Genomic DNA, 25,869 nt, shown 5'->3' with positions numbered 1-25,869 from the left:
GGATAATATGAAAACATTGATAGTATCTAATGGAGAAGCACTTAGCTCTTTAAAGCTAAAAAAAATATCACAAGAAGTTAATTTAATAATATGCGCTGACGGAGGAGCAAAACATTTATTAAAAAACGATATAATACCGGATGTTCTAATAGGGGATTTTGATTCTATTTCTAAATTGGATTTGGATATTATGAATAAAAAAAATGTTGAGCTAGTAAAGTATCCTGTTAAAAAAGATAAAACAGATACGGAACTGGCTATGGATTTTGCACTAGAAAAAAAAACTGATGAAATTATTTTTGTTGGTGCTACAGGGAGCAGATTAGACCATACTATAGCAAATATAATGCTTTTATATCAGCTTATGAAAAAGGGAGTTAAGGGTAAGATTATTGATAATAACAATGAAATAACTATAGTTAATGATGAATTAACTATAAAGAGAGAAAATAATAGTTTTGTATCTGTTATTCCGTTATTTGGAAGCAAGCCTAAGGTAACTTTATCTGGATTTGACTACGACACAGAGAAAGTTGAGTTTGAGTTTGGATCTACATTAGGTATTAGTAATAAAGTTAAGAAAAATGAAGGAAAAATTAAGGTGGATAATGGAGTTTGTTTAGTTACTATATCTAGAGATTAATATTTGAAAATTGTTATGTGGGAATTCCGTAAATTATAGGGATTCCTATTTTTTATTAGTGAATTGATAATTACTACAAGGTCAAAAATTTTTAAAATATTATATTATGCAATTTATTTTAGTTTTAAAATCATTGAATGTAACATTTGTAATTTAGATGAATAATATGTATTATGGAAGCTTCTTGATACTTTATGAGGTGAGTTGTATGAGACGTTTTTTTTATAAAAAATGCATAAAAAAAATTCTAGGTATTATTTTTTGTATAATTGGATTAATAATTATTATTTTAATAATACCGATTAATTTTTGGTTATTGATACTTGGTGTATTGTTAGTTTTGTTAGGGTGGATATTATATACGTCATTTTAAAGCATATAAAACAAAACAGGCTTCCTCTTTGGAAGCCACAATATTCTATAATGCTCTTTTCACTTTACCTGATCTTAAGCATCTAGTACAAACATACATTCTTTTAACTGTACCATTAGTATTTACTTTAACTCGACGAACATTTGGAGACCATGTCCTTTTGCTTTTACGGTTTGAGAAAGTCACTAAATTACCTGAAACTTTACCTTTACCACACACTTCACAGAATTTTGCCACTAAAAACACCTCCTTAGTAAAACATACTTTATGTTAAAACTATCATATCGAAACCCAACAATCTATATTTTAACACAATCCGGAATATTATTGCAATAAAAATATAAATATTTAGTATAGTTGAAGAGTACAGGATAATAATGTAGAATATAAATATATGATTTACTTTAAGAAAATTATGTTCTTTTTTTCTTTACTTAAATTTTATAATAATAGGATATAATAATTATGAAGGAGGATTGCAGATGGCTGGAAAAGTATCAAATAAATATGGGTCCATTAATATTGAAGATAATGTTTTAGCAACGATAGCAGGTTTATCAGCAATGGAATGTTATGGACTTGTTGGAATGGCTAATAAAAGTGCTACAGATGGACTTGTCGAGTTGCTGAAGAGAGAAAATTTAACTAAAGGTGTAAAAATTACTTCAGATGATAATGAAGTAACTATTGACTTATATATTATTGTTCAGTTTGGAACCAAAATATCAGTTGTAGCGAGAAATATTATTGACAAAGTGAAATATAATATTGAGAATCTTACAGGAATGAAAGTAAGAAAAATTAACATTAATGTACAAGGAGTAAGGGTACAAAAGTAGTTTAAGGAGGTACTAATGTTGAAAATTGAACATATAGATGGAGCTTTGCTAAAAAAACTATTTATTGGGGCTGCTAATTCATTAGAAAAAAACAAAGAATCAGTAAATGCTCTAAATGTATTTCCAGTACCTGATGGTGATACAGGAACTAACATGTCGTTAACAATGCAGTCTGCTATTAGGCAAATAAATAATGTAAGTGATAATAATATTGATGAAATAGCTATTGCAGCATCTAATGGTTCTTTGATGGGGGCTAGAGGAAATTCTGGTGTTATATTATCTCAATTGTTTAGAGGATTTGCTAATGGGTTAAAGGGTCATGATAAAATTAATACTGAAGTTTTAGCAAGAGCTTTTAAGTTAAGCGCAGATACTGCATATAGAGCCGTTATGAAACCTACTGAGGGTACTATTTTGACTGTTGCAAGAGAATGTGCAAAAAAAGCAATGAGTATATATACAAAACAAAAAGATATTAAATTATTCCTAGAAGAAGTTATTAATCATGGTGATGTTACACTACGGAGAACGCCTGAGATGCTAGATGTACTTAAGCAGGCTGGAGTTGTTGATGCGGGAGGAAAAGGATTATTAGTTATATTAATTGGAGCATTAGAAGTTTTGTCAGGTAAATCTATTGATATGCTTGAAAATAATGAAATAGTAAAAAGTGATTTTAAATTTGATAAGGTTGAAAACATTGAAGATATCAAGTATAGTTATTGTACTGAATTTATAATAAATAAAACAAAATTTCCTGCGGAGGTATTTAAAGAAAAGATTTCAAAATATGGAGATTCTATGCTTGTGGTAAGTGGGGATGATATTATTAAAGTACATATACATACTAACAATCCAGGCAGTGTAATACAAGAAGCATTAAAAATTGGAGAACTGATTGATATAAAAATAGATAATATGCGATATCAACACAGAAGTAATATTATTGAAAATAATAAATTAAATTCTTTGAAGAAGGAAAAAGCTAATGAAAAAACGGAAGAAAAATCAAAAAAATATAGTTTCATTAGTGTTTCCATGGGAGAAGGCTTTTCAAACATTTTCAAGGATTTAAAAGTAGATTATATAATTTCTGGTGGACAAACCATGAATCCTAGTACTGAGGACATAATAAATGCTATTGATAATGTGAATGGAGAAAACATCATCATTTTACCTAATAATAGCAATATTGTTTTAGCTGCAAACCAAGCAAAAAAATTGAGTAGTAAAAAAATTGAGGTATTGCCAACTAAAACTGTTCCCCAAGGAATTGCTGCATTAATAGCATTTAATGAAGAACTTGAATTGGAAAATAACTTAAAATTAATGGATGAAGCTATTAACAATGTAAAAACAGGGCAAATTACTTATGCTGTAAGAGATACGCAAATAAATGATACTAAGATAAAAAAAGATGATATTATAGGTATATTTGACGGTGAAATAAGAGAAGTTGGAAATGATGTTGAAGAGGTATCTTTATTGTTGATAAGAGACATGGTTGATGAAGATAGCGAAATGGTAACTATTTTTTATGGTGAAGATGTAACTGAAGAAGAAGCAGTAGAATTATCAAAAAAAATAGAACAGGAATTTGATTATTGTGATATAGAAGTAATTTATGGAGGTCAACCTTTATATTATTACTTATTTTCTGTAGAATAAAGTAGCTAATCATACTGGCTACTTTTTATTTTTAGATGATGGAATTTAATTACTAGGAAATATAAATATCTAATAATATGCGTTAAGATATAGCATTTGTGTTTGCTTATTTATTCTAAAATATATTTATATTGTTATTGTAATAAAATGTGGGGTGAACACTTTGGCAAAGTTAGATTTACCGGTTAGATTTGTTAAAGGAGTAGGACCGAAAAAGTTTAGTATATTGAAAAAGTTAAATATACAGACTGTAAGAGATTTATTGTATTATTTTCCACGTACCTATGAAGATAGAAGAAAGATAAATTATATTCAAGATTGTAAAAATGGTGATAAGGCTAATTTAGTTGTCACTGTATGTGGTTCTCCGTTTGTTTATAGACCTAGAAGAGGCCTATCAATAGTCAAGATTCCTGTGAGAGATAATACAGGATTAGCATATTTGGTATGGTTTAATCAAGAATATATATTAAAGTTATTCAAAGTAGGTGAAAAATATAAGGTTAGTGGAAAAGTTAAAATTATGAGAGGAGAAATTCAAATTCAAAGTCCTGTATTTGAAAAAATAAATAATGCTTCAAATAAATTAGGTAAGATTGTACCAATTTATCCTTTAACCGAGGGCATATCTAATAATACAATGATCAAAATAGTAACGAATGCTTTAAAAGAAAATCTAGAAGAAGTAGAAGAAATTATACCTAAATATTTAAGAGATAAATATAAACTATGTGATATTAAACAAGCATTAATGAATATTCACTACCCGAAAGATAAAGAATCTTACATTAGGGCAAGATATAGGCTTGCATTTGAAGAACTGTTTATTTTACAGCTAGGTCTCCTATTAATTAAAACAAAAAACGCTAAAGATAATAAAGGAATAGCATTTAAAAGTAATGAAGGTATTTCTGATTTTATTAATTCATTACCGTTTGAGTTGACTAATGCTCAGAAAAGAGTAATAAAAGAGATACAGGAGGATATGCAGTCAAAAAAGCAAATGAATAGGCTAGTACAAGGAGATGTTGGTTCTGGAAAAACTATTGTTGGAGTTATAGCTATGTTAAAAGCTTATAAATGTGGGTATCAATCTGTTATGATGGCTCCAACTGAAATTTTAGCTTATCAACATTATGAGGGAATAATTCAATATTTTAAAAATACTAATATTAGGTGTAAATTATTAACAGGTAGTATACGAGCAAAAGAAAAAAAGCAGATTATAAATGATATTAAAATGGGAAATATTGATGTTATTATTGGTACACATGCATTAATACAGGAAGATGTTGAATTTTCAAACTTAGGGTTAGTAATAACAGATGAGCAGCACAGATTTGGAGTAAGACAAAGGGCAATTTTGGCTTCAAAGGGAAAAGCCCCTGATATTTTGGTTATGACAGCAACTCCTATTCCTAGAACCTTAGCATTAATATTATATGGTGATTTAGATATATCTATAATAGATGAATTACCTGCAGGAAGAAAGAAAATTCAAACTTATGCAGTAAATAGTAATATGAGAAAAAGAGTATATGAATTTGTAAAAAAACAAATTAATCAGGGAAGACAGGCTTATATTGTATGTCCTTTAATCAATGAGTCAGAATCATTAAATATCAAGTCTGCTACTGAAGTTTATGATGACTTAAAGGATAATGAATTTAAAAATTATAATGTAGGAATTTTACATGGCAAAATGCTTTCACACGAGAAGGATGAAGTAATGAAAAAATTCAAGGAGGGTATCATTGATATACTTATTTCTACTACAGTGATAGAAGTAGGAGTAAATGTACCTAATGCAAACATTATTGTTATAGAAAACGCAGAAAGATTTGGATTAGCTCAATTACATCAATTGAGGGGAAGAGTTGGTAGGGGAGAATATCAATCTTATTGTATCCTTATAAATGAAAGTAATAATAAAATTGCCAAGGAAAGAATGAAAATAATGGAAAGAACGACAAATGGATTTGTTATATCAGAAAAAGATTTACAGTTAAGAGGACCAGGAGAATTTTTTGGCACTAAGCAGCATGGTTTACCAGATTTAAAAATTGCGAATATATTTACTGATATAAAAATATTAAAAGTCGCACAAGAAGCGGCTTTAAACTTATTAGAAGACGATCCAGAGTTACTTCTTGAGAAAAATAGAAAAATAAAAAATAAAATTGAAGAAATGTTTAAAGACAAAATTGACAGGATCGCATTAAATTAATTTTTGCACAAATAATTACCAGTGTAAAAAAAAATAGATTGGTTAAATTAATAATACTAAAAAGAAGGAGGTGAAAAAATTGCCTAATAAAAAAATAGTTGTTCCAGAAGCACGACAAGCACTTAATCAAATGAAAACAGAAATTGCTAGTGAATTAGGTTTGAGCAACTATGATAATATGGATAAAGGAAATCTTCCTTCAAGACAAAATGGATATGTAGGCGGATATATGACAAAAAGATTAATCGAGATGGCTCAAAGATCTATGTCAGGAAGATAATACAATTATGTAATTTTATAAATGTGAAAGGCATCAAATTTGATGCCTTTCATTTTTTTAATATAGCGAAAAAACACTAAGCTAAAATAGAATAGATGGTTTTGTAAAACAAAGTCCAACGTATATGTAGCTGTAATAACACAAATTTAATAAGGTGTATATATTTTATAATAAGTTAAAAAGATGTAAATTTCTTTGTATACTAATAAATATTGTGCTAAAATAATATTTGTAATGATAAGGAGGAATAAAATGAGAGTTATTACTGGTAAGGCTAAGGGACATAAACTTATTGCTCCAAAAGGCTTAAATGTTAGGCCAACAGCAGATAAAGTAAAAGAATCTATTTTTAATATAATAGGAAGTATTAATGAAGATTGTATAGTATTAGATTTATTTGCTGGATCGGGAGCAATAGGAATCGAATTTTTAAGTAGGGGAGCTAGTTTGTGCTATTTTATTGATAACAATATTATTAGTATAAAGCATATAAAAAAAAATTTAGAAAATACAAAGCTATTATCTAATGCTAGAATATATAGAAATGATGTATCGAGAGCTTTAACAGTGATGGGGAAAAAGAAAATCAAGTTTGATTTTATTTTTATGGATCCTCCTTATGAAAGGAACCTAGTTATTCCGAATATAAATATAATAAGTCAAATGAATTTATTAAAATATGATGGATTACTTATTGTAGAACATGAATCGAAAAAGATATTTCCTGAATTAATTTTTAATTTAGAGAAAGTGAATTCAAGGATATATGGCAGTACTTCAATTACTTTTTATAAGTCAAGGAGGCAGATTAATGGAAGTAATTTACCCAGGTAGTTTTGATCCTGTAACTAACGGACATTTAGATATTATAGAAAGATGTTCAAAAAAATTTAGTAAGGTAACAGTTTCTGTATTAATTAACACAACAAAAAAAAGTATGTTTACTGTTGAGGAAAGAGTAAAGTTATTAAAAGAATGTGTAAAAAAGTTCCACAATGTAGAGGTCGATACTTTTTCAGGTCTTTTAATAGATTATGCTAGGAAAAAAGATGTGTCTACGCTTATACGAGGATTAAGGGCAGTATCAGATTTTGAATATGAAATGCAGATAGCTTTAATGAATAAGAAATTATGTGATGATATAGAGACATTATTTATGATGTCAAGGAGTGAATATGCATTTTTAAGTTCTAGTATAGTTAAAGAGATAGCGAGGTTTAATGGTGATATTTCATGCTTAGTTCCAAAACCTGTAGAAATAGCTATAAAGGAAAAAATTAAGGGGGTATAAAATGGATATCTTAAAGCTTCTAGATGAAATGGAAGATATTTTAGAAGATAGTTCAACCATACCTTTATCAGGGAAATCCATTGTAGATAAGAAAGAATTGTTAGAAATAATTAAAGAAATAAGGATAAAATTACCAGATGAGATTAAACAAGCTGAATGGATTAAAGAGGAAAGACAAAGAATATTAGCTGAGGCTCAAAATGAAGCGGATACTATAGTTAAAGAAGCTAAAATACATATTGAAGAAATGATTGAACAAAATGAAATAACAAAGAAAGCTAAAGAAAGATCGGAAGAGATAATTGCTAGAGCTAAAAACAATGCAAAAGAAGTTCGAATTGGTGCTAGAGAATATGCTGATGAACTTCTTAAAAATGTGGAAGATGTAATGAAATCAATTATAGAAACTATAGAAAAAAATAGAAATGAATTAAAAGGTATTAAATAATAAATTCTTCTCTTAAGTGAAAGTCATAAAATATAAATATTTCTTATTTATACAATAATTGGGAATATTTATATTTTTGATTTGATTTTAAGAGAAGTTTATTTTTTTAAATGTTTACTGATTAATAAATTTATTATTGATAATATGATAATTAAAAATAATATTGTTACCTGAATTTTTAATGAGAAATTAATAATGTTTAGCCAGGTGATTTTTTTATTTTGAAAGTAGCTTGTTGAATTAGCAAATATAGGTATTATTTTGTTGAAAAAAAATTGATACAGGCAATATGAGTAGATACTTGAAATTGTTCCATGAAGTAATTTGGATAATATATATATATTAATTTTAATATCTGTTTTGCTTATAAAGCTAATAGCTTGACTATGAATTGATAAGCCACTCCACCCGATGAGAAAACTACATATTGATATTTTTACAATTAAAGGTATTTGGTGTAAAGATGAAATTATTCTACATCCATTAGTTATCTCAATTAATCCTCCAAAGATTCCTTCAACAACCTTTTCTTCAATTTTAATATTAATTATTTTAGATATAATAACTGATAGATATTTAAAAATATTGGTTAAATTTATCATTTCTATTACAACAGAATAGAAAATGACGAAACCACCTATGAGTAAAATTGTGTTAACTGATTCTTTTACAGAATTAGCTATTAACATTCCAATATTTCTCCCATCTTTTTTTCTTGCATCAATTAATTCTTTAAATGGATTACTTATTTTAATATTATTAGTAGATAAATATTTTTTTTCTTTGTTTGAATAAGATCTAAAAATGATTCCAACAGTTATTGCACCTAAATAATGAGATATAGCTATTAGTGTGCCAATAGAAGTATTATTGAACATTCCTATAGATACTGCTCCTATCATAAATAAAGGACCTGATGTACTACAAAAAGATAAAAGCCTTTGTCCCTCTATTTTTGTGATAAATTTTTTTTGCCTTAACTGAGATACAATTTTTGTTCCAACAGGATATCCAGAGATGAAACTCATGGACATGGTAAATGCACCTATTCCTGGTACATTAAATATTGGTTTAATTATAGGTTGTAATAATGCACCAATAAAATTTACAAAGCCTAATCCAATTAATATTTCTGAGAATATAAAAAAAGGCAGAAGAGATGGTATTATTATGTTTAACCAAGTGAATAAGCCTTTAGTTGCTGCATTAAGTGCATTTTGAGGGTATGATATAATTAATATAGTTATTATCAAAATTAATATTATTAATAAATAAAGGTTTATTAACTTTCTTTTATTCTTAGGGATTTTTTTAATTGTAAACTTAATTAACACAATAAATAGTGTAAATAATGTTATAGTTAGAAGTAAACGACCTAACATTTTGCATTGCACCTCCTAAGGCTTATGATATATATATATTGAGAATGAATGATTAATATGATATGAGAAATTTGCATAATTAAATAAAGTATTCTATAAATGCAGTTTTTTATTTAAGAAATTGATGAAGAAAAATTGGAGGGATTTAGGTGAATACTTTAAAGGTAGGTTTGGCTTTAGGCTCTGGGTCTGCTAGAGGTATGGCTCATATAGGAGTTCTTAAAGCGCTAGAAGAAAATAACATTAATATTGATGTTGTTGCAGGAACAAGTATAGGTGCTTTAATTGGTAGTCTTTATTGTTGTGGATTAGATCCTAAAACAATTGAGAACATTGCTATAGAAATTAAGAAAAGCCTTTGGATGGATTTTACTGTTCCTAGAAGAGGTATAATGAAAGGGAATAAAATTGAAGAGATACTTAAGTTATTAACACGAGGTAGATGTATTGAAGATCTGGATAAAAAATTTGCTGCTGTTGCAACTGATTTAAACAAGGCACAAAGATATGTTTTTACTAGTGGCCCTATATACAGAGCTGTTAGAGCAAGCATTTCTATACCAGGGATATTTGTACCAGTAAAATATAATAATATGATATTAGTTGATGGAGGGGTAACTGATAGGGTACCGGTGTCTATTGTTAAGGAGTTAGGGGCTGATGTTATCATTGCAGTAGATGTTGGCTTTTCTACTCAGCAAGGAAAAATAAGTCATATTATTGATGTGATACTGCAATCTATTGATGTTATGGCAAAGCAGATACTAGATAGTAATAAACCTAAGGCTGATGTACTTATTGAGCCACCTTTATCTCATATTGGGCCTTCAAAGTTTGAAAAAGTAGAAGAGTGTTCATATATTGGATATAAAGCTACATTAGAAAAAATGAATGAAATAAAGATGGCTATTGAGAAAAAATGAGAAAGATTTTGTGATAATTGTTAGTCTAATTTTATGTATGGTGTTGTATAATAATCTAAATTGTTTTTAGTATTCTTTTTTAATCCGAGAAAATATATATCTGTTGACTTTTTATCAAGCATGATCATATTATTTAAAATATCATTATTATATTGTTTGTATTGTGAAAATTTTGTTATAATTGGAATACTATTTTTGTTTTTTGAATTGTTAAGTATTTTAATTCCCTTGGCATTACACCCTAGCACTCTAATATATTGGGGGCCGTGAGTATTGAGAATATCAAATGTGTCCTTATCAAGACCAACCAATATATTTATCAATATTCTTTTAAGCCTTGTAAAGGTATATCTTTTTGTTTTTATAAAATCTAGTATATTATTTAAAGAATCATTGCTTTGAAAATAATTATAAATTCGATTTTCTAGCCCTTCATTAACATCGGGAAAATGTTTAATATAATTTGGTGATGAGGTTCTAATTAAGTATAATAATATATCTTGATAGTTATCTAAATAATTAAAAGTACCATATTTATTATAGAATTCTACCATATAATTATACGAGTTATTAGGGAGAGTTTCTTTTACTATATTGAGGTCTTTATTATTTTTTATACTATTTCTGATTGCGTTTGCACTTGAAATATTACCTGTTAAATTATATGAATTATAGTTAGCTTTTTTTCTTTTGATAGTTATAGGAATAATATTGCTATTTAATTTTTTAATTGATTTCAAATATTCTATTGCAAGGATATTGTTTGGAGTTGATATTATGTTATCTATTTTATTAAATAGACTACTGTTTTGTTCTTGAAAAAATTTTTTTAATGCGTTATTTCTTGCCTTGGGATACTGAATTCCTTTATTTAATTCAATTTTTAAATATTTTCTAAATATTTCTGGTTCTTTTACTAATATATTTGCTATATTTTCTAAAGTATCTACTTCCCCTAATTCACTACCAAAAGAAATATAATCAATTATACCTAGTGAATTTAAAATTTTTATTGCACCATAAGCAAAAAACTCAGCACTGCTACATGAGTACATAAAAGGTAATTCTATGACTAAGTCTACTCCATTATCTATGGCCATTTTTGCTCTTGTCCATTTATCAACTATTGCAGGTTCACCTCTTTGTACGAAATTACCGCTCATTATTGCAACAGTAAAATCGCAACCTGTAATAAGTTTTGATTTTTCAAGATGATATTTATGACCATTGTGAAAAGGATTATATTCTGCAACTATACCTAATACTTTCATTTTATCCTCCAATTCTAAGTAATATTTAAAAAGTAAAGAAATTACACAATAAATAGTTTTATTAATTTTTGAGTTTGGAGTAATTATACAATTTGTTCTAATAATAATTATTTTATTATAAAAGGGGTATTATTACAAAGTATTATTTAAAGTTAAATAAGTAGCTTCTATATTCTATAATTATAGAGAAAATAAGGAAATGATTTTATTATTATGTCTCGTTTTTCGTAATAAATATTGCATATAAAAATCTTTAAATTAGGTAATAATAGAAAAATAGATTATTTCAGTTGATTTTTTTTATAAGTTGTAATAATATGAAGAAGGTAAAACTATGTTGAATTTAGGAGGTTTTAATCATGAGAGGAAATTGCATAATTCATCTTTTTCACAGTAGAAAAAAAGAGCATAGAGCGATAGCTCATTGAAAATGAGATTTTAAATTTGATATTTATTTTAGAATAATGCAAAGAACCTCCTAAATAAAGGTAATTTTATGCCGTTAGGCAGCTTTATTAACAACTTTACTTGAATTTAATGATATTGTTCCAGCTATAAGTGCTATGCAATTTAATAATGAGTGAACCTTGGCTTTTTTAATACCTTTAGACCTTATGTTATCTAAATTTAGATATTCTTTAAGTCTACTATTACATCTTTCAACTGATGTCCTTTTATCATATAACTTTTTCCAACTAGTAGAAGACCTTAAAGGATATCCATAATGCCTTGGATTTTCTTTATAATTGACTTTAAAAGTATATCCGTAGGTAGAAGAAGAACACCAATTCATTCCATAAGGACAATTACACTTACCTAAAGCGTGAGGGCAACGGAATTTAAGATATTTTCCATCTTTGCCCCAATATACTAATTTATATCCTGCGGAGCAGATAGGATTAAAATCTTCATCTAATCCAGCAGGTGGGGCATAGCTTCGTCTAGGATTGTAAGCTATTATTGGAATACCATTAAATTCGTTTATTATATCTTTATAAACATACTCAAAGTCATACCCAGAATCCATAGCATAATATTTAGGCTTAAAAATATCTTTATAATTATTAAAAAATTGCTTTATTAAAGGTATAGCTACAGTGCCATCATAAGTGCTTGCTGGGGTTAATAAAATATCTAATGGTAGTTCACTTTTAGAATCACATAATATATGAAGCTTCCAACCAAACCATTTTACGGTGTTACCATTAGTATCTTTTTTTATCCCCCAGTTAGGGTTATAGTCATCATCTACGATATATTTTTTACGCTTAGCAGATTCATAAGAACTTAATTTTGTTGAATCAATAGAGACATGTTCTCCATCAATTATATTAAGTTCTTTTGCTTTAACAACTAAGGTATGAAACAATTGTTCAAGTTCATCAGTTTGAGTTAATTTATCTAAAAATCTGCTAAAAGTAGATTCAGATGGTACTTTGCCAAGGACACTAAAACCACAACAGAATCTTAAAACAGGATTTTGCTTAAGATTAAGAACTAAATCTTTTATAGTTTGAATTTTTTCTACTTGCATAGCAATCAAAGCATAAATTAAAGTTTCAGGATCATAGCCCTTCGGGCCTTTAGAATTATGAGATTTTCTTAGTTTGCAAGCTAAATTAGAAATGTCAATCTGAGATAAAATCATCTCTAATTTAGTTTCTTGTTGAAATTCCATAATTTCCTCAAAGGAAATCAAGCTCATTTGTCGAATATACATTTAAGAAGTTTCACTCCCTTCGGGTATAGAGTTTGCTTACTTAATATATTCGACATTTAGGGGTGAAACTCCTTTTTGCGTTCAGTGAAATTTAGAAAAATCAACAATTTAAAATTATGCAATTTCCTCATGAAAATATTAGTAATTAATTGTGGAAGTTCTTCACTGAAATATCAACTAATTGATATGACTGATGAAAAAGTTTTAGCTAAGGGGTTAGCTGAAAGAATAGGCATTAAAGGTTCGAAAATTAAACATAAACCTATTGGTAAGAACGAGGTAATTATAGAAAAACCAATGGAAAATCACAAGGTTGTTTTAGAATTAGTTTTAAATGCACTGGTTGATAAAGAATATGGTGTTATTGAAACAATGGACGAAATTAATGCAGTAGGTCATAGGGTTGTTCATGGAGGAGAAAAATTCTCAGGTTCTGTCATCATTGATGATGAAGTTTTAAAAGCATTAGATGAATGTATTGATTTAGCTCCTCTACATAATCCACCAAATATTATGGGTATTCAGGCATGTAAAGAGCTTATGCCAAATACACCAATGGTTGGAGTTTTTGATACAGCATTTCACCAAACAATGCCAAAAGATTCATATATATATCCATTACCATATGAATTATATGAGAAATATGGTATTAGAAAATATGGATTCCACGGAACATCACATAAATATGTTTCTGATAAAGCAGCTGAAATCTTAGATAAAAATAAAGATGAACTAAAAATTATTACTTGTCATCTTGGTAACGGTGCAAGTATTGCAGCAATAAAAGATGGTAAATGTATTGATACCAGTATGGGATTTACACCTCTTGAAGGTTTAGCTATGGGAACACGTTGTGGAGATATAGATCCAGCTATTTTACCTTTCTTAATGGACAAAGAAGGTCTAGATGTAGAAGGAATTAATAATTTGATTAATAAAAAATCAGGGGTACTTGGAATTTCAGGTGTTAGCAGTGACTTTAGAGACATAGAAGACGCTGCAAAAGAAGGTAATGAAAGAGCAAGTTTGGCTTTATCTATATTCAATAATAGGGTAAAGAAATATATTGGAGCATATGCAGCTATTATGGGTGGAGTAGATGTTGTTGTATTTACTGCTGGATTAGGAGAAAATTCAATAAATGCTAGAGAAGAAATTTGCGATGGATTACAATTCTTGGGAATAAAAATTGACAAGGAAAGAAATAATGTTAGAGGTAAAGAAGCTATTATTAGTTCTGACGATTCTAAGGTAAAGGTGTTAGTTGTACCAACAAATGAAGAATTAATGATAGCAAGAGAAACTAAGGCATTAATATAGTTGTTATTCTGAAACACTTGGCTTTGACATAAAAGTCTTGACAAAATCTCTGTAGCTTTATATAATGGGATTTGTTAATATTAAGAGGTGAATTTTATGAAAATTAATCTGTCAAGGCTTCTTCTTGATAGGCAAGATTATAATATTGAAATAAATAATAGTGTTAATATTAGCTGCATAGAATCAAAAAGAGGAAACATATTTCTAAAAGAACCTTTGAAGATTAAAGGTAATATTTATAAAGTTGATAATGATTTGTTTTTAGATGCAAAACTGGTATATACTTATAATGAAACTTGCTCTAGATGTTTAAAAGAATTTTACAATACTATAGAGACTAGATTATATGGAAAGCTGTTAGAAAAAAATAGAAATAGTTTTAATCTTAATATTGAAGAAGACAAAGAAGAACCGACGATTTTTTATGATGGAAATAATTTAGATTTATTAAAGGCTATAGAAGATGCAGTAATCTTATCTTTGCCTATGAAACCTTTATGTGATGAAAACTGTAAGGGTTTGTGTCCAATATGTGGTAAAAATTTAAACGATGGCGAGTGTGATTGCAATATTGACGATATTGATCCCCGTCTAGCAAAATTAAAGGAACTATTTGACTAGGTTAAGGAGGTGTTATAGATGGCAGTACCAAAGCGAAAAATTTCTAAAGCAAGAAGAGATAAAAGAAGAGCTTCAACTTTTAAATTAACCAAGGCTAACTTAGTAGAATGTCCTCAATGTCATGAGCTTAAGTTACCTCATAGAGTATGTAAGTCATGTGGTTATTATAAAAATGAAGAAGTGATAAGCGCAGAATAGTAGAAGATAGTGATGTTTTATCACTATCTTTCTTTATTTGTGCTAGTACTGATATTTGAAAGGAAATTTATACTTTTTCTTAGAGTATAATTTTAGTAGGCAAAAACAACAAAAATGAAAAAGATGCCCGAAAGCACCTTTAACATATATGAATCATCCAATATAATAGTAATTAATAAGAAAACTATAAAAGGGATGATTACATGTATAATATAAGTTTAGATGAAAAAGAAATTAATTTCAAGAACTTAGAGAAAATTATATATAAGCTTGTATGCCGACAGGCATGTGAAATGCTCGTAGAGCTATTAGAAAAATTAGATAATAAATTAATGAAAGAAAGAGATAAAGAAGAATATAGAAATAAAGGATTAAAGAAAACTACCATAAAAACAATAATGGGCGAAATTGAATATAAACGTAGAATATATCAATATACTACACAAGAGGGTAAAAGAGGTTACAAATGCCTTTTAGATGAATACTTAAAAATGGAAACCATAGGACATATATCTACAAATCTAGTAGAAAAAATAGTAGATCTAGCAACAGATGAATCATATAGAAAAACAGCAAATAAAATAACAGAAATGACAAACCAAAGTATAAGTCATTCAGCAGCTTGGAACATAATACAAAACTTAGGAGAACAACTAAAACAAAAAGAAAAACACGAAATAAAATTAAACAACGAAGAAAAATTACAAGGCAAAAAAGAAACAAAAATATTGTTTGAAGAAATGGATGGAGTGTGGATAAATATCCAAGGTAAAGATAAAAAGACTAAGGGAAAAGAGAAAAAAGAACTAAAATTAGGAATTTTTTATGAAGGCTGGGAGAAGAAGCATGAGAAAAAAGATAGATATGTACTAAAGAACAAAAAAGCATATGCAAGCTTTGGAAGTAGTAAAGAATTTAGAAAACTAAGACAAGCCAAAATAGCGAAACAATATAATACTGACGAAATAGAAACAAAAATAGTAAATGGAGATGGAGCAAACTGGATAAAAGAAGTTATAAAAGAAGACAATTCACACTTTCAATTAGATCCATTTCATAGAAATCAAGCAGTACTTAAGAACATAGAAGATAAGAAAAAGGCAAAAGAAATAATAAAGAAACTAAGCAATGGTAACATAGAAGAAGGATTAGAAATGATAACAAAACTAATGATAGAAAACAATGATAATCAAAAGAAAATGAAGAAATTACAGGCACTATATAATTACCTAGTAAACAACAAAGAAGGGATAGTGCTCTACAAACTTCGCCCAGACATAAATATGCCGCAACCACCAGAAGGAATTAAATATAGAAATCTAGGAACAATGGAACATAGCATATGTGATATATTAGCACAAAGGATGAAAGGGAATAAAACAAGTTGGTCAATACAAGGAGCCAGTAACTTAGCCAAGATACTAGCAGAAAAAGCAAGCAAAGAATTAGCAACAACAATAAAATCACTACTGAACAAAGAAATAAAAGAAGAAAAGCTTGAAGAAATAATAGAAAAAGTAGGATTAACAGCAGCAGAAGTAAATAAAAAGCCAAAGAAAAGCAAGATATACAAACACAAAAGAGCAAGCATGCCATTTAGTCAATGTTCAGTAACTAACGGAAGAAAAGCCATAAAGGACATGTTAGGTTGCAAATGTGCAAGTCAAATGAACCTAAGTTTTTAATATCTAATATATTATATAACTTAAAAGAATAAGCTAACATACGATACCTATGCTCTAATATAAGCCTAAAAAAATACAACATAATAGAGCATTAATACTGATGAATAAATAGAATTAGACCTAAAAATAGGGCTCTCAGACTTATTGTTATTCTATAATCATAAGTCTAGTATTATAGAATAACAATTTTGAAATCATTGTAAAGTATATGTAAATTTATTTTTAAAATTGTAGAAAGTATAAATAGAATACTCTTGCCCTATCGGGCATAAAAACATAATTAAAACAGCAAAATTGGATGATTAAATTTAAAAATAATAATTTTGCCAACTTTTACTTGACAGTATCATACTTTTTGAAAGACTTGCAATTTTTATCTAACTAATATATATTTTAAATTGTTAGTGGATAAATAAAATATGTATTTATTGTTTGAGGTGAAATGATGGGTAATAAAAGGTTAAGCAAAAAAGATAGACAGCTTAGGCTAAGGAATAGATTAAAGGAAGACCCATTTTTAACCGATGAAGAATTGATGCAAGAGTTTAATGTTAGTATTCAAACTATAAGATTAGATAGACTGGAATTGGGTATTCCTGAATTGCGTGAAAGGATAAAAAATGTTGCAGAACAAAATTATTCAAAAGTAAGAGCTATAGGTGGAACTGAAATAGTTGGCGAGCTTGTAGATTTAAATTTAGGCAAAAGTGGTATTTCTATTCTTGAGACAGATGAAGATATGGGATTTAAAAAAACAAATATAGTTAGAGGACATTATATTTTTGCTCAAGCAGAATCTTTAGCAATTGCAGTTATTGATGCTGAAGTAGCATTGACAGGCGTTGCAAATATAAAATATAAAACTCCAGTTAAGGCAGGAAGTAAGTTAATTGCGAAAGCTGAAGTTGTAAAAAGAAGAGGTAACAAATATTTTGTTCACGTATTTATTTATGTAGGACAAAAACAAGTTTTTAGAGGTAAATATATTCTGGTTTCTGTAGAACAATAGCAGGAGGTTGATTATGAAATTAGTTGTTGATGCAATGGGTGGAGATAATGCTCCTATGTCTACCGTAAAAGGTAGTGTTGAAGCAGTAAATCAGTTTAATGTACATATAATTTTGGTTGGTTATAAAAGTATAATAGAAAAGGAATTGAGTAAATATAATTATAATAATCAGTTGATTGATATTATTGATGCTGACGAAATTATAGAAAACGATGAAGAACCTGCTATGGCAATACGAAGGAAGAAAAAATCATCAATGGTTGTAGGGCTAAATTTAGTTAAGGAAGGATATGCTGATGGAATAATATCTGCAGGAAATACAGGAGCTTTATTAAGTGGAGGTATTTTAATTGTAAAAAGAATTAAAGGAATAGATAGAGGGGCTTTAGCGTCTGTGTATCCTACTAAAAAAGGAATTTCTTTGTTAATCGATGCTGGAGCTAATGCGGATTGTAAAGCTAAATATCTCCAGCAGTTTGCTGTTATGGGGTCTGTCTATTGCCAAAGAATATTAAAAATTGAATCACCAAAGGTAGGTTTGGTAAATGTAGGAGTAGAAAAAGGTAAGGGGAATGAACTTTATAAATCTACTTATGATTTGCTTGAAAGGACGAATGTAAATTTTATTGGGAATTTGGAAGCTAGAGACATTCCAAAAGGACATGCAGATGTTATAGTTTGTGATGGTTTTACTGGAAATGTAATATTAAAACTTACTGAAGGATTAGCATATACTATTTTTTCAACATTAAAAGATGAATTTACTAAAAATTTTTTTACAAAGCTTGGTGCATTTATATTAAAATCAAGACTTAAAAATTTTAAAAAGAGGTTAGACTACTCTGAATATGGTGGTGCACCGCTATTAGGAGTTAAAGGCGCCGTGATAAAAGCTCATGGTAGTTCAGATTCAAAGGCGATAATGAATGCAATAAGACAAGGAATATTGTTTGTTGAAAATAATGTTGTTGAAAAAATTGAGGCAGATATTAGTGCATTAGAAAATTAACATAGATAATTGCGATAAAGTTAATAATTCTATATAATATTTAGTAATTTGATTTTTGTAGAGGAGGTGATAACATGATATTTGAAAAAATAAGAAAAATAATATCTGAGCAGTTAGAAATTGATGAAGAAGAAATTTCATTAGAATCTTCTTTCCAAGATGATCTAAATGCTGATTCATTAGACGTTGTAGAACTTATTATGTCAATTGAAGATGAATTTGGTATTGAAATTCCAGATGAGGATGCTGAGAAAATTACAACTGTTGAAGATGCAGTTGGTTATATACAAGAACATATTGATTAAGTAATACGCCCCCAAAAATGGGGGCTTTGAAAAATAAATTAATAATTTATTTATGAGGTATTGTAAATATTTTAAAATGATTTAGAATATCTACGATACTTCAAAAAAGTTGGAGGTCATAGTTTTGCATAAATATAGGGAAGAATTATTAAAAGAGATAATGGAAAAAATAGGATACAAATTTAAAGATAAAGAAATATTAAATAGAGCTTTAACGCATAGCTCATATGCTAATGAACATAGAAAAAAAAAGATTCAGAACAATGAAAGACTCGAGTTTTTAGGAGATTCAGTATTGGGCTTGTGTGTAAGTGATTATATTTTTATGAAATATCCTAATTACCCTGAAGGAGAACTTACAAAGTTGAGAGCAACTGTGGTATGTGAACCATCCCTTGCATATATTGCAAGAAAAATGTGCCTAGGCAAATATCTTTTATTAGGTAATGGTGAAGAGGCTACAGGTGGTAGGAGTAGAGATTCAATTTTAGCTGATGCTTTTGAATCATTGATAGGAGCAATATATGTTGATGGAGGTATGGTTCCTGCAAAAAAATTTGTTTTGATTAATCTCAAAGATATTATTCATAATGCAGTTAATGGTTTTGAAATATTTATTGATTATAAGACTCAGTTGCAAGAAGTATTACAGAAACAAACAAAATCTAAAATTGACTATAGAATATTGAAAGAAGAAGGTCCTGATCATAATAAGATATTTTACATGGAAGTAAGAGTTGGGAATAAGGTTATAGGAAGTGGATATGGAAGAAGCAAGAAAGAAGCTGAACAATCTTCAGCGAGAAGAGCTTTATATGAAATGGGGTTAATAAATGAGTAGAATACATCATATAATTCCAATATTTGTTCCTCATAGAGGATGTCCTCATGATTGTGTATTTTGTAATCAAAAAAAAATTACAGGTTTAAGCACAGACATTACTTCTAAAGAAGTTAAAAATATTATAGAAAATTGCTTAAAGACTATACCTAGTACGAATCAAACACTTGAAATAGCATTTTTTGGAGGTAGTTTTACTGGAATTAAAACAGATATTCAAAAAGAATTTCTACAAATAGCTAATAACTATAAAAAAGCTGGAATTGTTAATAAAATTAGACTATCTACAAGACCTGATTATATCAACAATGATATATTAGATTTACTAAAATATAATGGGGTTGATATAATTGAATTAGGAGTACAATCTCTTGATGATGGTGTATTACAAAAAAGTTTTCGTGGTCATTCAGCAACTGATGTTATAAATGCAGTAAATATGATTAAAGAGTATAACTTTACTTTAGGTTTGCAGATGATGATAGGGTTACCTGGTGATACAAAAGAAAAAGCGATTTCCACAGCTTTAAAGATTGCAAAAATTAAACCAAATTTTGTTAGAATATACCCTACTTTAGTTATTAGTGAAACTTTCTTAGAAAAAATGTACATTAATGGTAAATATGAACCTCTTTCTATTGAAAAAGGGATAGATATATCTACTATTATCATGATGATTTTTGAGTACTATGGAATAGATGTAATCAGGGTAGGCTTGCAGGCTACTGACAATATTTCAACTGAAAAGGATGTTGTTGCAGGGCCTTATCATCCAGCATTTAGACAACTCGTAGAAGGTGAAATTTACAAAAAAATTCTAGAACAATACTTTCTTAAGATTAATAATTTTTACGATAGTATTCATATAAAAATCAATAAATTTGAAGTTGATAAAATTATAGGTCAAAGATCTATAAATTTAAGATATATTAAAAATAAATATGGTATACGCGAAATAAAAATTGAAAAAGAAGATATACCAAAAGATTATTTTTTTATAAAAATTAATAATAGTTTTGAAAAGATAGAAAGGCGTAAATATATAGAAGACTACCTATGTAATAATGGAATTATATTTTGTAAAAAACAGTAAATATATTAAAGAGGTGTGGAAATTTGCATTTAAAACGTTTAGAATTATATGGATTTAAATCATTTGCAAATAAAACAGAGATTGATTTTGAAGGTGGAATAACTGCGATAGTTGGTCCTAATGGAAGTGGCAAGAGCAATATTGCTGACGCTTTAAGGTGGGTTTTAGGAGAGCAAAGCGTCAAAACTTTAAGAGGAAGTAAAATGGATGATGTTATATTTGCAGGCACTGCTAATAGAAAGCCTTTGGGATATGCAGAGGTAAGTCTTGTACTTGATAATAAAGAAGGAGATTTACCAATTGATTATGATGAAGTTTCTGTTACACGAAGAGTTTTTAGGTCAGGTGAAAGTGAATATTATATAAATAAAACTTCATGTAGACTTAAAGATATTAGGGAATTATTTATGGATACAGGGGTAGGAAAAGATGGTTATTCAATAATTGGACAAGGTAAAATAGATGAAATACTAAGTTCTAAATCTGATGATAGACGAATTATTTTTGAAGAGGCAGCTGGAATAGTAAAATATAAATCGAGGAAAGAAGAATCAGAAAAAAAACTAAGTAAAGTAAAAGAAAATCTTACAAGGCTAAATGATATAATTAATGAATTGCAAGCTCAGATGATACCTTTAGAACATCAATCTGCTAAGGCTAAAGAGTATATAGAATTATCTGAAAAATTAAAGATACTTGAAGTCAATGTATATATAAGAGAGATTGAAAGATTAAAGGCTCAGGTTTTACAAATAGAATCTCAAAAACAGCTTGTTGAAAAACAGCTTGAGTATAATAAAAATGAAAAAGATAAAATTGAAAAAAGATATAATAATATAAAAAATAAAATTGAAGAAATTGATAGCAAAATAGAAAAGATTCAAGAATTAAAATATAATACAGAAAATAATGTTGAAAAACTTCGTGGAAATTTGAAATTATGTAAGGAAAAGCTAAATTTTTCTAAGAAGGAACAAGATAGAATATTAAGGGAAATTGATAGTTTAAAATTGAAAGTAAATAAAATTGATAATGAAAAAATAAGTATTCAAAATGAGAAACAAATAATAGAATCTAGACTTAAGGATATAATTGATAAATATGAAATTAAACGCCGTGAACTTGAAGAGCTAATAACAGAGATAAATGAGTATGAAAAGAATATTGAAGAAAAAAAAGGCAATATTATTGAAACTTTAAATTTAATATCAGAAAAAAAGAGTAATATGAATAGTATTATTTCTTTCAATCAGAGTATAAAAAAAAGAATTGAACAAATTAATAACGATATATTAGAAATTAAATCTAAAAAATGTTCTTTAGAGGATAACTTAAAATTATTAAAAAAAGATTTAGTAGATTTAGATTTGGATATCAATATGAATTATGAAAAAAAGAATTCATTGTTGAAAGAAAAAGATTTGTGTGAGATGAAAGTTTTAGAGCTATCAAAGAAAATTGACATGTTAAAAGGTCAATTACAAGGAAAAATTTCAAATTATAAATTACTTAATGAAATGAAAAATGATTACGAAGGGTTTTATAAAAGTGTTAAAAATGTGTTATTAGCTGCTAAAAAAGATAAAACTTTAGGCCATGGAGTTAGAGGAGCCGTAGCTGAATTGATTGCTGTTGATAAAAAATATGAAAAAGCTGTAGAGATAGCTTTAGGGGCTTCAGTTCAAAATATTGTAACTGATACAGAAGAAGACGCTAAACGAATTATAACTTATTTAAAATCTAATAAATTAGGAAGAGCTACTTTCCTTCCAATATCTTCAATTAGAGGTAAAAAATTATTACCTAAAGAGAGAGCACTGTTATCATGTAAGGGAGCAATTGGAGTAGCTTCAGAAATAGTACATTTTGATAATTTATATAAAAATATAGTTGAATACCTTTTAGGTAGGGTACTAATTGTTGAGAATGTTGATGTTGGAGTAGATATTGCTAAAAAATGTAATTATTCTATAAAAATTGTGAGTCTAGATGGTGATGTAATTAATCCTGGTGGTTCAATAACAGGTGGAAGCTATAAACATTCTAGTACAAACCTCATAGGGAGAGAGAGACAGTTAAAGGACATTGAAAAAGAAATAGATGATTTAAAAAATGATATTTTAATTCAAAATAATAAATTTACTTTATTAAAAAATATAATTAAAGAAAAAGGTGACGATATTAATGCTTTAGATGAAAAAATTAATAAACTAAATGTAGATAAAATTAATATCAAAAATGATTATAACAATACTCTTGATAGCTTAAAGAATATGGATGTTCAATTATCTAAATATGAGAAAGAAAAGAAGGAATTAGTTTGTGAGTTGGAGGATACTAAAAATAAATTAAAAGTCTTAGAAAAGGAATTAGATAGTTTGAATAACCAAAATAATAATATACAAATTAATATTGATGAAAAGATTAAATCTTTTCAAGAAAAGAAGGAGAAAAAAGATATTCTCGATAAAAATATGACAGAGTTAAAAGTAACTATTGCTTCTTACCAAGAAAAAATAAATTCTTATCAAGAATCTTTAAATAAACTTGAAAAAGATAAATTAGACATTGTAATTAATATTAATAAAAAAAATGATGAGTATAATAAAATAATTCATCAAATAGAAACGTTAGAAGTTAATATTAATGATATTTTAGCTAAAAGTAATGAACTTTCAGCTATGGTAATTGAATATGATGTTAATCTGACAGAAATAAAAAATGAAAAAAACAATTTACTCCAATCTTTTTATAAAGAGAAAGATAGGTTTAAAAATATTAATGATATAATAAAAGATTTAGAAGATAGTTTGAAAACACTTGAAATAAAATATACTAAAGATGAAATGCTTCTTGATAATTATGTAAATAAATTATGGGAAGAATATGAGTTAAGTTATCAGATGGCTTTAAAATACAAAAAGGAGATTAATAACATATCGAAATCTCAACAAGAAATAAGAGTATTAAAAAATAAAATTAAGTCTTTAGGTAATATTAATTTAGATTCAATTAAGGAATTTGAAAGAGTGAATGACAGATTTAAATTCATTAAAGAACAGGAAAATGATCTTTTAGCTGCTCAAAATTCTCTTAGAAAAGTGATCAAAGATATGGAAATGAAAATGAAAGAGCAATTTAGTGAGAAATTCCAAATAATTAGGGAAAATTTTAATATGGTATTTAATAAATTGTTTGGTGGCGGGAAGGCTGACATTTTTCTTGAAGATGAAGGAGATATTTTGAATAGTGGGATTGAAATTATTGCTCAACCTCCTGGAAAGAAACTTAAAAATCTTTCACTAATGTCTGGAGGTGAAAGAGCTTTAACTGCTATAGCGCTTCTCTTTGCTATTTTACATACTAAACCAACACCATTTTGTATATTGGATGAGATAGAGGCAGCATTGGATGATGCTAATGTTTATAGATTTGCTGATTATTTAAGAGAATTTTCTAAGAAAACTCAGTTTATAGTTATAACTCATAGGAAAGGAACTATGGAGTCAGTTGATTCTATGTATGGAGTTACTATGCAAGAGAAGGGAGTAAGCAAGATTATATCTGTGAAACTACCAGATAAGTCTGAAGAAAAAGTTAGTTGAGGAGGAAGAAAATATGTTTAAAAATTTTTTTGGAAAACGGAAAAAAGAAGTGGAAAAAGAAGTGGAGAGTTCGGTTGTACAAGAAATTAATACTGATGAAAATAATAATACAACAAGTTATGACAATTCATCTAAAAATGATAATTTCTTTACTAAATTAAAAAAAGGACTTTCTAAAACAAGAAAAGGAATGACACAAAAAATTGATAGCATTTTAAATAGTTATAAGAAAATTGATGAGGAACTTTTTGAAGAAATTGAAGAAGTATTAATAACTGCTGATGTAGGTGTAAATACAACTATTAGGATAATAGACAACTTAAAGGATAGAGTTAGAGCAGAAAAGATTAATGAAGTGGATAATATTAAAAAAGCACTTAAGGAAGAGTTAATAAAAATACTTTGTGATGTAAAGAGTGAAAATAAATTAAATATTGAACCAACGCCATCAATAATATTAGTTGTAGGAGTAAATGGTGTTGGAAAAACTACGACAATAGGTAAATTAGCATATAGATTAAAAAAAGAAGGTAAAAAAGTTTTAATAACTGCTGGAGATACATTTAGAGCAGCAGCAATTGAACAATTAGAAGAGTGGGGGAATAGAGCTAATGTAGATGTAATCTCACATCAAGAAGGTTCAGATCCTGCTGCAGTAATTTTTGATGGAATACAGGCTGCTAAAGCACGAAATATAGATGTTTTGATATGTGATACTGCTGGCAGGTTGCATAATAAAAAGAATTTAATGAATGAACTTAATAAAATTTTTAGAGTAGTTGACAAAGAATATCCTAATGCAACTAAGGAAATTTTGTTAGTTGTAGATGCTACTACAGGACAAAATGCTGTTATTCAAGCTAAAACGTTTAAGGAAGCATGTAATATAACTGGAATTGTTTTAACTAAACTTGATGGGACAGCAAAGGGCGGTGTAGTTCTTGCTGTTCAGTCCGAATTGAATGTTCCTGTAAAGCTTGTAGGGGTTGGTGAAACTGTTGATGATTTACAAGATTTTGATCCAGTAAGCTTTGCTGAAGCTTTATTTTCTGAATAAATTAATCTATCAAAAAGTGTTTTAATACTTTAAAATAGTTGACAGATGTATAGTTTTA

The 25,869-nt window shown here is 27.9% G+C and carries 24 protein-coding genes; 20 read left to right on the top strand and 4 right to left on the bottom strand.

From position 1 onward, the window contains the following. Positions 1–7: 7 nt before the first annotated feature. Complete coding sequence (locus ACZ41D_RS09090; RefSeq protein WP_464151122.1) at positions 8–643, top strand: thiamine diphosphokinase; 636 nt, start codon at positions 8–10, stop codon at positions 641–643. A 418-nt stretch (positions 644–1,061) separates the two neighbouring features. Here ACZ41D_RS09090 and rpmB read toward each other — a convergent pair whose 3' ends face one another. Then, positions 1,062–1,253, bottom strand: coding sequence for a 50S ribosomal protein L28 (gene rpmB / locus ACZ41D_RS09085; RefSeq protein ID WP_464151121.1), 192 nt, complete (start codon positions 1,251–1,253; stop codon positions 1,062–1,064). Between the two features lie 245 nt (positions 1,254–1,498). On the opposite strand from rpmB, the gene ACZ41D_RS09080 reads away from it, so the two are divergent. The 7 genes from ACZ41D_RS09080 (at position 1,499) to ACZ41D_RS09050 (ending at position 7,772) form a co-directional block, all read left to right on the top strand. Beyond that, entirely contained in the window at positions 1,499–1,855 is a 357-nt protein-coding gene (locus ACZ41D_RS09080) for an Asp23/Gls24 family envelope stress response protein (protein ID WP_464151120.1), read from the top strand. A 15-nt stretch (positions 1,856–1,870) separates the two neighbouring features. Further along, entirely contained in the window at positions 1,871–3,526 is a 1,656-nt protein-coding gene (locus ACZ41D_RS09075; RefSeq protein ID WP_464151119.1) for a DAK2 domain-containing protein, read from the top strand. A gap of 163 nt (positions 3,527–3,689) precedes the next feature. Next, positions 3,690–5,753 (top strand): ATP-dependent DNA helicase RecG, encoded by a 2,064-nt coding sequence (gene recG / locus ACZ41D_RS09070; protein ID WP_464151118.1) that lies wholly within the window; start codon positions 3,690–3,692, stop codon positions 5,751–5,753. 79 nt (positions 5,754–5,832) lie between these two features. Further along, positions 5,833–6,033 carry a small, acid-soluble spore protein, alpha/beta type gene (locus tag ACZ41D_RS09065; RefSeq protein ID WP_464151117.1) on the top strand — a complete coding sequence of 67 codons (201 nt, stop codon included), beginning with the start codon at positions 5,833–5,835 and terminating at the stop codon, positions 6,031–6,033. Between the two features lie 252 nt (positions 6,034–6,285). Continuing rightward, the gene (gene rsmD / locus ACZ41D_RS09060; protein ID WP_464151116.1) at positions 6,286–6,867 is read left to right on the top strand and encodes a 16S rRNA (guanine(966)-N(2))-methyltransferase RsmD; all 582 of its coding nucleotides are present in this window, start codon (positions 6,286–6,288) and stop codon (positions 6,865–6,867) included. Further along, positions 6,845–7,324: a pantetheine-phosphate adenylyltransferase gene (coaD, locus tag ACZ41D_RS09055; RefSeq protein ID WP_464151115.1), complete on the top strand. Its 480-nt coding sequence runs from the start codon at positions 6,845–6,847 to the stop codon at positions 7,322–7,324. Before rsmD ends, coaD begins: the two co-directional genes overlap by 23 nt. A 1-nt stretch (position 7,325) precedes the next feature. Then, positions 7,326–7,772 carry an ATPase gene (locus tag ACZ41D_RS09050; RefSeq protein WP_464151114.1) on the top strand — a complete coding sequence of 149 codons (447 nt, stop codon included), beginning with the start codon at positions 7,326–7,328 and terminating at the stop codon, positions 7,770–7,772. Positions 7,773–7,870: 98 nt separating this feature from the next. Here the strand turns inward: ACZ41D_RS09050 and ylbJ are convergent, their stop codons facing one another. After that, a complete protein-coding gene (gene ylbJ, locus ACZ41D_RS09045; protein WP_464151113.1) occupies positions 7,871–9,154 on the bottom strand; it encodes a sporulation integral membrane protein YlbJ in 1,284 nt (427 codons plus the stop codon). A 149-nt stretch (positions 9,155–9,303) separates the two neighbouring features. On the opposite strand from ylbJ, the gene ACZ41D_RS09040 reads away from it, so the two are divergent. Continuing rightward, positions 9,304–10,077, top strand: a complete 774-nt coding sequence (locus ACZ41D_RS09040) for a patatin-like phospholipase family protein (protein ID WP_464151112.1) — start codon at positions 9,304–9,306, stop codon at positions 10,075–10,077. A 20-nt stretch (positions 10,078–10,097) separates the two neighbouring features. On the opposite strand, the gene ACZ41D_RS09035 is transcribed toward ACZ41D_RS09040, so the two are convergent. After that, the gene (locus ACZ41D_RS09035) at positions 10,098–11,348 is read right to left on the bottom strand and encodes a nucleotidyltransferase (RefSeq protein WP_464151111.1); all 1,251 of its coding nucleotides are present in this window, start codon (positions 11,346–11,348) and stop codon (positions 10,098–10,100) included. A 502-nt stretch (positions 11,349–11,850) separates the two neighbouring features. Beyond that, a complete protein-coding gene (locus tag ACZ41D_RS09030; RefSeq protein ID WP_464150977.1) occupies positions 11,851–13,053 on the bottom strand; it encodes a transposase in 1,203 nt (400 codons plus the stop codon). 144 nt (positions 13,054–13,197) lie between these two features. Here ACZ41D_RS09030 and ACZ41D_RS09025 point away from each other — a divergent pair, with 144 nt between their 5' ends. From ACZ41D_RS09025 to ftsY, 11 genes are all read left to right on the top strand, one after another. Next, positions 13,198–14,388 carry an acetate/propionate family kinase gene (locus ACZ41D_RS09025; RefSeq protein ID WP_464151110.1) on the top strand — a complete coding sequence of 397 codons (1,191 nt, stop codon included), beginning with the start codon at positions 13,198–13,200 and terminating at the stop codon, positions 14,386–14,388. A gap of 96 nt (positions 14,389–14,484) precedes the next feature. Next, positions 14,485–15,009, top strand: a complete 525-nt coding sequence (locus tag ACZ41D_RS09020) for a YceD family protein (protein ID WP_464151109.1) — start codon at positions 14,485–14,487, stop codon at positions 15,007–15,009. An 18-nt stretch (positions 15,010–15,027) separates the two neighbouring features. Continuing rightward, positions 15,028–15,207 carry a 50S ribosomal protein L32 gene (gene rpmF, locus ACZ41D_RS09015; protein ID WP_464151108.1) on the top strand — a complete coding sequence of 60 codons (180 nt, stop codon included), beginning with the start codon at positions 15,028–15,030 and terminating at the stop codon, positions 15,205–15,207. A 203-nt stretch (positions 15,208–15,410) separates the two neighbouring features. Then, positions 15,411–16,892: an ISLre2 family transposase gene (locus ACZ41D_RS09010; protein WP_464150702.1), complete on the top strand. Its 1,482-nt coding sequence runs from the start codon at positions 15,411–15,413 to the stop codon at positions 16,890–16,892. 445 nt (positions 16,893–17,337) lie between these two features. Next, positions 17,338–17,901 carry a transcription factor FapR gene (fapR, locus tag ACZ41D_RS09005; RefSeq protein WP_464151107.1) on the top strand — a complete coding sequence of 188 codons (564 nt, stop codon included), beginning with the start codon at positions 17,338–17,340 and terminating at the stop codon, positions 17,899–17,901. A 13-nt stretch (positions 17,902–17,914) separates the two neighbouring features. Then, a complete protein-coding gene (plsX, locus tag ACZ41D_RS09000; RefSeq protein WP_464151106.1) occupies positions 17,915–18,910 on the top strand; it encodes a phosphate acyltransferase PlsX in 996 nt (331 codons plus the stop codon). A gap of 74 nt (positions 18,911–18,984) precedes the next feature. Then, positions 18,985–19,215: an acyl carrier protein gene (acpP, locus tag ACZ41D_RS08995; protein ID WP_464151105.1), complete on the top strand. Its 231-nt coding sequence runs from the start codon at positions 18,985–18,987 to the stop codon at positions 19,213–19,215. A 124-nt stretch (positions 19,216–19,339) separates the two neighbouring features. Next, positions 19,340–20,056: a ribonuclease III gene (rnc, locus tag ACZ41D_RS08990; RefSeq protein ID WP_464151104.1), complete on the top strand. Its 717-nt coding sequence runs from the start codon at positions 19,340–19,342 to the stop codon at positions 20,054–20,056. After that, on the top strand, positions 20,049–21,149 hold the full coding sequence (locus ACZ41D_RS08985) for an elongator complex protein 3 (protein ID WP_464151103.1): 1,101 nt from the start codon (positions 20,049–20,051) through the stop codon (positions 21,147–21,149). The genes rnc and ACZ41D_RS08985 overlap by 8 nt, the downstream gene beginning before the upstream one ends. Before the next feature lie 23 nt (positions 21,150–21,172). Then, complete coding sequence (gene smc, locus ACZ41D_RS08980; RefSeq protein ID WP_464151102.1) at positions 21,173–24,754, top strand: chromosome segregation protein SMC; 3,582 nt, start codon at positions 21,173–21,175, stop codon at positions 24,752–24,754. A 13-nt stretch (positions 24,755–24,767) separates the two neighbouring features. Next, a complete protein-coding gene (ftsY, locus tag ACZ41D_RS08975; protein WP_464151101.1) occupies positions 24,768–25,811 on the top strand; it encodes a signal recognition particle-docking protein FtsY in 1,044 nt (347 codons plus the stop codon). The last annotated feature ends 58 nt before the right edge of the window (positions 25,812–25,869 follow it).

It is taken from the genome of Brassicibacter thermophilus (assembly GCF_055378355.1).
This window is presented reverse-complemented; position numbering and strand designations above follow the sequence as displayed.